This is a genomic window from Methylobacterium sp. Gmos3 (genome assembly GCF_056430985.1).
On sequence record NZ_JBWJYL010000009.1, the window covers coordinates 49,212 to 60,924 of the forward strand.

An 11,713-nucleotide genomic window follows, 5' to 3' on the forward strand; every position below is an offset into this window, starting at 1 on the left:
CTTGGGTCTCACGCTCCCGCCGAGGGCCGGCGACGGGGGGAATCGCACTACCGACATCAACGGTTCCCCCTAGCTTGGGCGGAAATCTGCGCAAGTGCGAAAGGGAACGCCGGCCCTCAAGCGAGGGCCAGTGCGGGTTCCTGCGGCGCCGGCTTGGCCAGGGCGGGCGCGGGCTGGGGCGCCCGGCTCGCCGCCAGCGCGGTGGAGAGGGCATCGCTCAGCGAGGTGACGAGGTAGTCCGCCGAGGTCGCCCGGCGCAGGCGGGCGAGGCTCGCCGGGTCGCGCTCGCGCCAGAAGCCCACGAGCACCTTCACGCCGGGGATGGCGGCGCGGGCCTGCCGCACGGTGAAGCGCACCTGCGAGAGGCTGACGGGTTCGAGGTAGGAGAAGCACACCATCGCGATGCCCTCCTGCTCCTCCGGCCGCTCGCCCGCGCGGATCGCGGCCATGGACAAGGTCTGCGAGGCGAGGCCGTGCCGGGCGAGGACCTGGCTCAGCATCAGCGTCGCCGCCTCGTCGAACGGCCCCCGGCTGGACACGCACAGCACCGGCTTGGCGCCGCGCCACGCGGGGGCGAGATCCTCGCGCCCGAGCACGATGGCCGCCTCCTGCCGGTCGGGGCCGACCGCGTCGAGGGCTGCCGCCGTCTCGGTGTCGGCGCCCCGGCTGGTCTTGCGCCGCGCCCGCCGGGCGACGGGGAGGGTGCCGAGCCGCGCGACCACGGCGCGGATCGCGGCGCCGACCTCCTCCTGCCGCTCGCGCACCAGGGTCCCGCGCGACAGGTCCTCCTGCGCCATCAGCAGCCCCGCCTGCACGACCTGATCGTAATAGGTGACGAGGGCGCGCTCCTTCAGGAATTGCCGCCCCTGCTCGATGGCCTCGGCGGGGTCGTTGGCGAGCATCCGCTGGTAGAAGATTTCGGAGGGCGCCAGCGCCGGCCGGTCGCCGAGCAGCACGTCGAGGTACCAGAGCCGGTCGACATGGCGGCCGAGCACCACGAGGCAGACGGTGAGCGGCGTCGCCAGGACGAGTCCGATCGGCCCCCACAGGAAGGTCCAGATCGTCGCCGAGAGAATCACCGCGATGGGCGAGATGCCGGTGGAATGGCCGTAGAGCAGCGGCTCGATCACATGGCCGCAAAGGGGCTCGACCACGAGGAACAGGGCGACGGTGGAGATCACCATCGACCAGCCGGGGTCCACCGCCGCTGCCAGGATCACCGGCAGCAGGGCGCTGATCGCCGCGCCGATATACGGCACGAAGCGCAGGATCGCCGCCAGCACGCCGAACAGGGTCGGGCTCGGCACGCCGATGAAGCGCAGGCCGAGTCCGATCACCACGCCGAAGGCGATGTTCAGGGCAAGCTGCGCCAGGAAGAACTTGGAAAGCCGGCTCGTGGCGTCGTCGATGGCGGCGGTCGTCCGGCGCAGGTCGCCGGGGCCGATCAGGCGGATCGCGCGGTTCCGCAGATCCTCCCGCTGCATCAGGATGAAGATCGTGAAGATCAGGATCAGGCCGGTGGTGGCCAGCGGATGCAGCACCGGGCCGGCGAAGGTCTGGAGCGTGTCGAGGACGCTCGCCCGCGCCGGGCTCAGCTCCACCGTCAGCGGATGGGTGGGGGAGCCCGGCTCGCCCTTGTACTCGGCGGCCGGCGGCGGCGAGATCGCCGCGCCGAGGTCCTGCACCATGTCCACGAGGCGCGAGAGAGAACTCGACCCGTCGGTGGCCCCGCGCAAGTCGCGGATCTTGTCGCGCATCGTCAGGGTGTAGCGGGGCAGGTCGGAGGCGAGTTGCGAGGCCTCGCTGGCGATGAGGCTGCCGATCCCGAACAGGGCGCCGAACACGATCACCACGACGAGCATCACGGCGGGCGCGCGCGGCACCCGCGCCCGGCGCAGCAGCCGCACGAAGGGCGCGAGCACGAAGCTCAGGAGGATCGCCAGGGTGACGGGCACGAGGATCTCGCGCCCGAAATACAGCGCGGCCATCACCCCCACGACGAGGAGGAAGGAGGCGAGCGCCACCATGATCGGCAGGCCCTGCTTCAGGCGCTGCGCCGTGACCGGATCCTCGCTCACTGATACGCTTCCTTCACCCGAAACCCCTCCATGCGAAGCCGTTGTCAGCCGGTCTGCGCCGTCTCGCCGAGGGCCGTGCTGATCTGGCTGAGCAGCTTCGAGAAATCGACCGGCTTCGGGTGGTAGTCGTCGCAGCCGGCCTGGATCGCCTTGTCCCGGTCGCCGGACATGGCGTGGGCGGTCAGCGCGATGATCGGGATGGTGCGGGTATCCGCCCCGGCCTTGAGGGCACGGGCGGCGGACCAGCCGTCGAGGACGGGAAGGTTCATGTCGAGGAGAATCACGTCCGGCTGTCCGGCGCGGGCCTGCCGCACGCCGGCCTCGCCGTCATGGGCCAGGATCACCTCGTAGCCCCGCCGCTTGAGGCGCCGGGACAGGAAGTCCCAGATCTCCTCGTGATCTTCGACGAGCAGTATCTTCGCCATCCCCATCCCCCATCGCCCCGTTCCTGCTCTGCGCCATCGCGCGGCGATGCACAATGCTCCGACCAGTTCCAACGCCCGCCGGGCCGTTCCGGTCCCTCCCTCCGTGACGGTTCCGTGTGCATGAATTGATTATTCAACGGACAGAGGAGTATCCGGCATCCCCCAGGATCCCGTGGCGGCGATCTGCGGCGCGGGTTCCGGGGCGCTCCAGCGGAAGGGCAGGGCGCCCGGCCGATGCCAGCCCTGGGCGATCTCGAAGCGCCAGGAGCGCTCGGCCCCCGCGAAGCCGGAGGCTGCGGTTCCACTCCAGTCGACCTCGGCACGGCCCTGGAGGACGAGGAGGTCGCCGGTCTCGAAATCCGGGATCAGCAGGGCGGCGCGCGGGTCGCCGAGCAAGTTGCCGAACGTGTTGAAGAAGCGGTTGCCGGAAAAGTCCGGCACGCACAGCCCATCGCCCTCCACGCGGACGAAGCCCGGCCGTCCGCCCCGGTGGGAGATGTCCACCCCCCCGGCCAGACCCTCGCGGGACCGGCTGGCGATGAACAGCGTGTCGGCGGCCCCGATGATCGCGCGGGCGGCGGCGTCGAGGCCGGTGAGCGGCGCGCTCCGGCCCGTCCGCCGCAGGAGCGGGCTCGCCTCCCGGCGCTGGATGTATTTCGGGCAGTTGCCGAAGCTCTCCGCGACTTGAACCGTGAACCCGTCCTCGTCCCGGCCGGTGATCGTGCCGTTGGCGCGGTTGCGGCGGCGGTTCGACAGGTCGATCCCGAGCAGGCCGACCGGGCGTCCCGCCACGAGATGGCGGCCGGCCGGGTCGTCGGGGGCCGGGGTATCGGCGATGCGCAGATGCGTCGCGTCGGGCGAGTGGATGAAGCCCGGCGTGCCCGTCGCCACCGTGGCGACGGGCCAGCCCGTTTCGTCGAGGGTCCCGACGAACAGGTAGGGGAGCCCGGCGAAGAAGGTCCGGTGCTGATCCGGCATGAAGGACCGGATCGCCGGGATGTCGCCGAGGACGTGGCCGGCCAGAGCCTGCGCCGCGCGCTCGTCGTCGTGGAAGGTGGCCATGGCTCTCACTCCTCCGGGATGGGCGAGGCCGGCATGGCGACGAAGTCCGGCAGGGCCTCGATCCGGCCGATCCAGGCGCGGATCGCCGGATAGGGCGCGAGCGAGACGCCGCCCTCCGGCGCATGGGCGACGTAGGAATAGCAGGCGATGTCGGCGAGCGTCGGGTGGTCCGCCGCGAGGAAGGCCCGGTCCGTCAGGTGCCCGTCCATGAAGGTCAGGACACGCTTGGCCGTCGCGTGGACGGTCTCGCGATCCGCCTTGGCGCCGAAGACGATCATCAGCCGGGCGAGCGCCGGGCCGGTGCGCACCTCCCCCGATGCGATCGACAGCCAGCGCTGCACGGCGGCGGCCCCGACGGGATCGGCTGGCATCCAGTCGCTGCCGGGAGCGTAGCGGGCCGCGAGATAGACGAGGATGGCATTGCTGTCGGAGACGACGACCTCACCATCCGTGAGCACCGGCACCTGCCCGAGCGGGTTGAGGCGGCGCAGCTCCGGCGTCGGCGGCAGGGCCTGCACGAAGCGGTAGGGCAGGCCGAGCAGCGACAGGAACAACTCGGCGCGGTGCGAGTGACCCGAGAGGCGCAGGCCGTAGAGGGTGATATCGGGATCGGACATGGTGGATTCTCCTTCCACCGGTAAGATCGCCCTTGCACGCGCCGCCCGAAACCGGGTCTCTTCGGCATTCAGAATTTCAGATCCCGCAACGATCATGGACCGCCTGGACGAATTGGCCCTCTTCGTTGCGATCATCGACGCCGGCAGCCTCGCCGGCGCGGCGCGACGCCTGAACCGTTCCGCTGCGGCGGCGACGCGGGCGCTCGCCGCGCTGGAGGCGCGGGTCGGGACGCGACTCGTGGCGCGCACCACCCGGCGCCTCGCGCCCACTCCGGCGGGGCTGGCGCTGGCCGAACAGGCGCGGGGGCTCGTCTCTGGCTACGAAGGAGCGATCCTCGGGGCGGGCGAGGGGCTGGTGCGGGGCCTCGTGCGGATCACGGCCCCGGTCCTGTTCGGGCGGCGGCACATCGCGCCGGTCGTCGCCTCCTTCCTCGATGCCTACCCCGAGACGCAGGTCGAGCTCGTTCTGGCCGACCGCAACGTCGATCTCGTGGAGGAACGGCTCGACGTGGCCCTCCGCATCGGGGCGCTCGCCGAATCGCGCCTCGTCGCCCGCCGGGTGGGCCAGGTCCGCCGGATCCTCGTGGCGAGCCCGGATTACCTCGCCGCCCGTGGCGCCCCGCAGAAGCCGGCCGATCTGGCTGCCCACGACACGATCCTCGGCCAGGTCCGCTCCGGTCCTCTCGAATGGCTGTTCGGCCGCACCCGCGTGCGCCTCACCCCGCGCCTCATCGTCAACGAGGTCGAGGCCGCGCTCACAGCGGCGCGGGCCGGGCGGGGCATCGCCCGCGTCCTGTCCTATCAGGCCGCCGAGGACATCGCGGCAGGCCGGCTGGTGCGCCTTCTCCCCCGCCACGAGCCGCCGCCGGTGCCGGTGCAACTCGTCACCCCCGGCGCCGATCACCGCCCGGCGCGGGTGAACGCCTTCCTCGACCACGCGAGCGCGGCCCTGCGGGCGCTGCCCGTGCTGCACAGCGAGGGAGGGAACAGCGGGGCGGGGATGTCCTGACTCCCGGGCGATGTGTGCCGCAGCACACTTTTGCTCCCCGCGCTGGCATGCCAAGGCGGCCCACGCGCTTTCGCCGGATCCCGCTGCGATGTCCGCCCCCTCCGCCTCGGCCGATCCGATCCCGAGGCTCATCGTCGTCCTCGCCTGCGCCGGATTCGGCAGCACCTTCGCGCTCCGGTCGTTCGAGCCGCTGGTCGGCGTCATCGCCCGCGATCTCGGCGGCGATCCCCACCGGGTCGCCCTGCTCTCCACCGCCTTCGCGCTGCCCTACGCCCTCATCCAGCCGATCCTCGGCCCGGTGGGGGATGCGCTGGGCAAGGCGCGGGTGATGACGGGGTGCCTCGCGGTGCTGTGCCTCGCGCTGGCCCTCTGCTTCGTCGCGCCGGACCTGACCTGGCTCTTCGCCCTGCGGATGCTCGCCGGGGCGGCGGCCGGCGGCTGCATCCCCCTCTCCCTCGCCCTGCTCGGCGACGGGGTGCCGATGGCGGGCCGACAGGTCGCCATCGGGCGGTTCCTCGTGGCGGTAATCCTCGGCCAGCTCTCCGGCTCGACCGTCGCGGGGTTGATCGAGACCTCGATCGGCTGGCGGGGCGTGGCGGGGGTGACGGCCATCGTCGCCGGCCTCGCCTGCGCCGCCGTGGCGTTCGGCTTCCCCGCCGGGGATCGCGTCCCCGCCCGCCGCCCGGCCTTCGGCGCGGCGCTCACGAATTACCGGACGATCCTCGCCAACCCGCGGGCGCGGGTGCTGTTCAGCGCCGTCTTCGTCGAGGCCATCGCGATCTTCGGCGTGTTCCCCCACCTCGCCCCCCTGCTCGAAGCGCGGGAGGCCGGAGGCCCGCGCGAGGCGGGTCTGGCGCTCGCGGGCTTCGCCGTCGGTGGGCTGGTCTACGCGGCCCTCGTCGGCGTGATGGTGCGCCTGCTCGGCATGGCGCGGATGCTGATCGTCGGCGGTATCGTCTGCGCCGTCGCCCTGCTGATCATCGGCGCCGCCGGATCGTGGCAGGCGGATTGCGCAGCCCTGACGGTGATGGGGCTCGGCTTCTACATGCTCCACAACACCTACCAGACGCAGGTCACCGAGGTCGCGCCCAAGGCGCGCGGCTCGGCGGTGGCGCTGCACGCCTTCTCCTACTTCTGCGGACAGGCGGTCAGCGTCGCCATCGTCGGCGAGGGATTGCAAGTCTTCGGCCAGTTCTGGGCGCTCGCCGCCTGCGCGGCGACCATCGTTGCGCTGGGCTTCACCACCGCCACGCTGTTGTCGCGGCCGGTGGTCAGCCCCGTCCCATCGCCAGCGCCTTGAGATCGAGGGCCGGGTCGGCGGCCTGATCGGGGGTGAGGGGCGTGCCGGCGCTCAGGAGGCGCCGGGCGATCATGTGGTCGCCCGCCCGGTTGATGGATTCGACCGCGCTCAGCCGCCCGTCCCGGAAGCGGAACACCGAGAACGCGTTGCCCTCGCCCCGGATCACCGCCGCGTCGCCCGGCGCCGAGAGCCCGGCGATCTGGAGCTTGTGCGGACCCTGGTCGCTCCAGAACCACGGCAGCGCGGCATAGGCCGCCGGCTTGCCGGTGAGCCGGGCGGCGAGGCAGCGGCCCTGGTCGATGGCGTTCTGCACCGATTCGATGCGCACGGTCCCATCCCCGTTCAGCCCATGGGCGAAGGGGCTGGGGAACCGGGCACAATCGCCGATGGCCGAGATCGCCGGATCGGACGTGGCGAGGAAGGCATCCACCCGCACCCCGTCGGCGGCGGGTAGGCCTGCTTCGGCCGCGAGGTCCGCGTTCGGCAGGACGCCGATGCCGACGACGACGAGATCCGCCGGCAACTCGCGCCCATCCGCCAGGGCGACGGCGCGGACGCGGCCCCCCTCTCCAGCGATGGCCGTCACCCCTGCCGCGAAGGCGAAGCGCACGCCCAACGCTTCGTGCGCCGTGCGGAAGAACGCGGCGGTCTCGGTGGAGACGGCCCGCGCCATCGCTCGGTCGGCGGCCTCCACGACGGTGACGTCGAGCCCCCGCCCGGCGGCCACCGCCGCGAATTCGAGGCCGATGAAGCCCGCGCCGATCACGACGATGCGCGGCCCTCCTTCAAGCGCCGCCTTGAGGGCGTCGGCATCGGCGAGGCCGCGCAACTGGCGCACCCCGTCGAGGTCCGCGCCCGGCACCGGCAGGGGCCGGTTGCGCGAGCCCGTGGCGAGGACGAGGTGGGCGAAAGGCAGCGCGGTGCCGTCCGCGAGGACGAGGCGGCGTCCCTCGCGGTCGATGGCCTTCGCCGGGCTCGCCGCGTGGAGGGTGATGCGGTGGTCCGCGAAGAACGAGGCGGGCCGCAGGGCGAGGCCGTCCGCGTCGGTCTTGCCCGCGAGATAGGCCTTCGACAGGGGCGGGCGCTGGTAGGGCAGGGCGGTCTCGTCGCCGACGAGGGTCAGGGGGCCGTGATAGCCGCCCTCCCGCAGCGAGGCGGCGGCCTGGAACCCCGCCTGCCCGGCGCCGACGATGACGATGCCCGGTTCCACGCCTACTTCCCCCGTACCGCCACGGCTGGCTTGATCAGGTCGAGGCCGGGGAGCCAGCGTTCCCCGTCGCTCATCAGGTAGCTCCACACCGCCGAGGCGGCGGGGCCGAGCACCTTGTCGGCGCGGCGCACCGCATACCAGTCGCGCCGGATCGGCAGGCCGGCGACGTCGAGGACGGCGAGGCGCCCCGTCTCGACCTCGGCCGCGACGGAATGGGCCGAGAGCAGGGCCAGCCCGAGCCCGGCGATCACCGCCTGCTTGATCGTCTCGTTCGAGCCGGTGTCGATGTCGAGGAGGGCGCGCTTCACCAGCACGCCGGTCATGAACTCCTCGAAGACGGTGCGCGTGCCCGAACCCTCCTCGCGCATGAAGAAGGCCTGATCCGCGAGGTCGGTGCGGGCGAGGCCCCGGCGGCCGGCGAGGGGATGGTCGGGGGCGGCCACCAGCACCAGCGGGTGCGGGCCGAAGGTCGCGGCCTCGATGGGGAAGTCGCGCGGCGGGCGGCCCATCACCGCGAAGTCGATCTCGTAGCCGCGCAGGGCTTCCACCGTCTGGCCCCGGTTGCGCACCGAGAGGCTGATCTCCACGCCGGGATGCAACTTGGAGAATCCCGCGATGACTTGCGGCGCGAAGTACTTCGCCGTCGTCACCACGCCGAGCGCCACGCGCCCGCCGGAGATGCCGCGCAGGGAACGCAGCCGGTCGGTGCAGGTTTCGAGGATGGTGTTGATGCTGTCGATCGCCCACAGCATCTCGCGGCCGGCATCCGTGGGCTTGAGGCCCGAGGGCGTGCGGTCGAACAGGAGAAGCCCGGCCTCCTCCTCCAACTGCCGGATCCGCGCGTAGAGCGCGGCCGAGGTGACGTTCAGCTCCTGCGCGGCCCGCGTCATGGTGCCGAGCTTGGCCACGGCCGCGACCGCCTGGAGCTGCTTCAGGGACAGGTTGCGCATGGCCGGCTTTTCGTTTTTTTTGACCCGGGCCGCAAGGCCGTGCAGATTTCTTGACGAGCGTATCCGAGGGTTCTTATCGATCCTCCCGCACGGCCGTCTATGATGGGCGGCGCCGGACGGCTACAGATCCGATCCCGAACGTAGCAGCCCCACAAGAAGGACAGGCCGATGGCGGATCTAGCGGTCGGGACACCCCTCGACGCCTATCTCGCGCAGGTGGTGCAGGCCGATGCGGGCCTGCGGGACACCGCCGCCGTGGTCGCGGCCGTGGCGGAGGCCTCCATCGAGATCAGCGCCGTGATCGGACGCGGGGCGCTCGGCGGCGACCTCGCCGCCACCGGCGACCAGAACAGCGACGGCGACGTGCAGAAGGCCCTCGACGTGATCGCCCACGAGCGCGTCACGGCGGCCCTGCGCGGCGCCCCCGTCGCCACCGTCGCTTCGGAAGAGGCGGCGGACGTGATGGTGCTGAACCCCACCGCGCCGCTCGCCGTCGCCATCGACCCGCTGGATGGCTCGTCCAACATCGGCGTCAACATGGTGGTGGGCACCGTGTTCGGTATCCGCCCGGCGATCCCCGGCGACGACGTGGTGGCGAGCTTCCGCACCCCGGGCACGGCGCAGCTCGCGGCGGGCTTCGTGAATTACGGGCCGGCGACGACCCTCATCGTCACCTTCGGCCAGGGCACGCAGACCTTCGTCCTCGACCGGGAGGTGGGTCAGTTCCGCCTCACCGTCGCGGCCATGAAGATCCCGGCGGGGGCCAAGGAATACGCGATCAACGCCTCGAACGCCCGCTTCTGGGATCCGCCGGTCAAGGCCTTCGTGGAGGATTGCCAGCGCGGGACCGAAGGCCCGCGCGACAAGGACTTCAACATGCGCTGGCTCGGCTCGATGGTGGCCGACATGCAGCGGGTGCTGACGCGCGGCGGCGTGTTCCTCTATCCGGGCGATTCCCGGAAGGGCTACGCGCGCGGTCGCCTGCGGCTGCTCTACGAGGTCGCCCCCGTGGCCATGCTGATCGAGCAGGCCGGCGGCACCGCGACGGACGGGCAGGAGCGTATCCTCGACCTCGTCGCCACGGGCATCCACGAGCGCGCCCCGCTCATCTGCGGCTCGACGGAGGAAGTCACCTGCGTCGGCACCTACTACGCCGGCGGCAAGCCGGATGCGGGCCGCTCGCCGCTGTTCGGCCAGCGCGGCCTGATGCGTCCCTGAGGGGGAGGCCGGTCCGGTCAACGGCGATGTCGGCACGCCATCCCATCATCTCGGTGACCGGCTCCTCGGGGGCCGGCACCACCTCCGTCCGCAACACGTTCGAGCAGATCTTCCGCCGGGAGGACGTGCACGCCGTCTTCATCGAGGGCGACGGCTTCCACGCCTTCGACCGGGACACGATGCGCCAGATGATGGCGCGGGAGGCGACGCTCTCCCACTTCGCCCCGAAGGCGAACCTCCTGCCCGAGCTGGAGGAGGTGTTCCGCACCTATTCCGAATCGGGCGGCGGGCGCACCCGCCACTACGCCCACGATGCCCACGATGCGCGGCTCTACGGCATCCAAGAGGGCACCTTCTCCGAATGGGAGGCGTTCCTGCCGGGCTCGGACCTCCTTTTCTACGAGGGGCTGCACGGCTGCGTCGTGAACGATCAGGTCGACATCGCCCGCTACGCCGACCTGAAGATCGGGGTGGTGCCGGTCATCAACCTCGAATGGGTGCAGAAGCTGCACCGGGACCGCTCGTTCCGGGGTTATTCCACCGAGGCGGTGACGGATGTGATCCTGCGGCGGATGCCCGATTACGTGCAGACCATCTGCCCGCAATTCTCGTGGACGGACATCAACTTCCAGCGCGTGCCGACGGTGGACACCTCGAACCCGTTCATCGCCCGCTGGATTCCCACCGCCGACGAATCGATGGTGGTGATCCGCTTCAAGAATCCGAAGGGGATCGACTTCTCCTATCTCGTGTCGATGATCCACGATTCGTTCATGAGCCGGGCGAATTCCATCGTGATCCCCGGCGGCAAGCTCGATCTGGCGATGCAGCTCATCCTCACGCCGATCATCATGCAGCTCGTGGAGCGGCGACGGCGATTGGCTTGACGTCCGCGACGCTCCCGCGCGAAGACCCGGCCTGAATAGCGCCCCGTCATTGCGAGCGTAGCGAAGCAATCCAGGGAGACGCCTCGGCCGGAAACGTCCCGCCGCCCCTGGATTGCTTCGCTGCGCTCGCAATGACGACTGCGGGCATCCGCAGAATCCTCGAAAGACGTCCGATGCTTCCTCCCGTCATCGCCCCCTCGATCCTTTCGGCCGATTTCTCGCGGCTCGCGGAGGAGCTGCGCGCCGTCGAGGCCGCCGGCGCCGACTGGATCCACCTCGATGTGATGGACGGGCATTTCGTGCCCAACATCACCTTCGGCGCTCCGGTGGTGAAGGCCCTGCGACCGCACACGCAGAAGTACTTCGACGTCCACCTGATGATCGCCCCGGCCGATCCCTACCTCGCCGCCTTCGCGCAGGCCGGGGCGGACGGCATCACCGTCCATGCCGAGGCCGGGCCGCATATCCACCGCTCGCTTCAGACCATCCGCGACCTCGGCAAGCGCGCCGGCATCGCGATCAACCCCGGCACCCCGGCGGCGACCGTCGAGCCCCTCCTCGACATCGCCGACCTCGTGCTGGTGATGACCGTGAACCCCGGCTTCGGCGGCCAGAGCTTCCTGAAATCCTCGATGGAGACCGTCTCGCGGGTGCGGGCGATGATCGCGGGCCGCGATATCCGCCTCGAGGTCGACGGCGGCATCGATGCGGAGACGGTGCGTCTGGCGAGCCGGGCCGGCGCCGATACGTTCGTCGCCGGCAACGCCGTCTTCGGCGGCGGCGAAGCGGCCTATGCCGAGCGCATCGCGGCGATCCGCGCGGGCGCGGAAGGGGCGTCGGGGCGAATCCTGTCGGTGTGAGCCGCGCCGCGCGCGTTCCGCGCATCCCCTCGCCCCGCCTGCGGGGAGAGGGCTGAGTCCCCTCACCGCCGCTTCGGCTTCGCCTTCGCTTCCCGCA

11 protein-coding genes are annotated in these 11,713 nt (G+C 71.4%); 5 read left to right on the forward strand and 6 right to left on the reverse strand.

Annotated elements, in window-relative coordinates; translation table 11 throughout:
* Positions 1–116: 116 nt before the first annotated feature.
* The 4 genes from ACS5Q7_RS19225 to ACS5Q7_RS19240 all read right to left on the reverse strand — a co-directional run bounded on the left by ACS5Q7_RS19225 (position 117) and on the right by ACS5Q7_RS19240 (position 4,182).
* Positions 117–2,078 (reverse strand): AI-2E family transporter, encoded by a 1,962-nt coding sequence (locus ACS5Q7_RS19225; protein WP_478340877.1) that lies wholly within the window; start codon positions 2,076–2,078, stop codon positions 117–119.
* 44 nt (positions 2,079–2,122) lie between these two features.
* On the reverse strand, positions 2,123–2,503 hold the full coding sequence (locus tag ACS5Q7_RS19230) for a response regulator (RefSeq protein ID WP_243959128.1): 381 nt from the start codon (positions 2,501–2,503) through the stop codon (positions 2,123–2,125).
* A 129-nt stretch (positions 2,504–2,632) separates the two neighbouring features.
* Positions 2,633–3,565: a pyridoxamine 5'-phosphate oxidase family protein gene (locus ACS5Q7_RS19235; protein WP_478340878.1), complete on the reverse strand. Its 933-nt coding sequence runs from the start codon at positions 3,563–3,565 to the stop codon at positions 2,633–2,635.
* A gap of 5 nt (positions 3,566–3,570) precedes the next feature.
* Positions 3,571–4,182 carry a glutathione S-transferase family protein gene (locus tag ACS5Q7_RS19240; protein WP_478340879.1) on the reverse strand — a complete coding sequence of 204 codons (612 nt, stop codon included), beginning with the start codon at positions 4,180–4,182 and terminating at the stop codon, positions 3,571–3,573.
* Between the two features lie 94 nt (positions 4,183–4,276).
* Here ACS5Q7_RS19240 and ACS5Q7_RS19245 point away from each other — a divergent pair, with 94 nt between their 5' ends.
* On the forward strand, positions 4,277–5,191 hold the full coding sequence (locus ACS5Q7_RS19245) for a LysR family transcriptional regulator (RefSeq protein WP_478340880.1): 915 nt from the start codon (positions 4,277–4,279) through the stop codon (positions 5,189–5,191).
* Positions 5,192–5,279: 88 nt separating this feature from the next.
* The gene (locus ACS5Q7_RS19250; protein WP_478340881.1) at positions 5,280–6,491 is read left to right on the forward strand and encodes an MFS transporter; all 1,212 of its coding nucleotides are present in this window, start codon (positions 5,280–5,282) and stop codon (positions 6,489–6,491) included.
* Here the strand turns inward: ACS5Q7_RS19250 and ACS5Q7_RS19255 are convergent.
* Together ACS5Q7_RS19255 and ACS5Q7_RS19260 are read right to left on the reverse strand one after the other, a co-directional pair.
* Positions 6,463–7,701: an NAD(P)/FAD-dependent oxidoreductase gene (locus tag ACS5Q7_RS19255; RefSeq protein ID WP_478340882.1), complete on the reverse strand. Its 1,239-nt coding sequence runs from the start codon at positions 7,699–7,701 to the stop codon at positions 6,463–6,465. The genes ACS5Q7_RS19250 and ACS5Q7_RS19255 overlap by 29 nt on opposite strands.
* A 2-nt stretch (positions 7,702–7,703) precedes the next feature.
* Positions 7,704–8,651: a LysR family transcriptional regulator gene (locus ACS5Q7_RS19260; RefSeq protein WP_478340883.1), complete on the reverse strand. Its 948-nt coding sequence runs from the start codon at positions 8,649–8,651 to the stop codon at positions 7,704–7,706.
* 168 nt (positions 8,652–8,819) lie between these two features.
* Between ACS5Q7_RS19260 and ACS5Q7_RS19265 the strand changes: the two genes are divergently transcribed.
* The 3 genes from ACS5Q7_RS19265 to rpe all read left to right on the forward strand — a co-directional run bounded on the left by ACS5Q7_RS19265 (position 8,820) and on the right by rpe (position 11,616).
* Entirely contained in the window at positions 8,820–9,869 is a 1,050-nt protein-coding gene (locus ACS5Q7_RS19265) for a class 1 fructose-bisphosphatase (RefSeq protein WP_478340884.1), read from the forward strand.
* 26 nt (positions 9,870–9,895) lie between these two features.
* Positions 9,896–10,756, forward strand: a complete 861-nt coding sequence (locus tag ACS5Q7_RS19270) for a phosphoribulokinase (RefSeq protein WP_478340885.1) — start codon at positions 9,896–9,898, stop codon at positions 10,754–10,756.
* Between the two features lie 173 nt (positions 10,757–10,929).
* On the forward strand, positions 10,930–11,616 hold the full coding sequence (gene rpe, locus ACS5Q7_RS19275; protein ID WP_478340886.1) for a ribulose-phosphate 3-epimerase: 687 nt from the start codon (positions 10,930–10,932) through the stop codon (positions 11,614–11,616).
* Positions 11,617–11,713 lie beyond the last annotated feature (97 nt).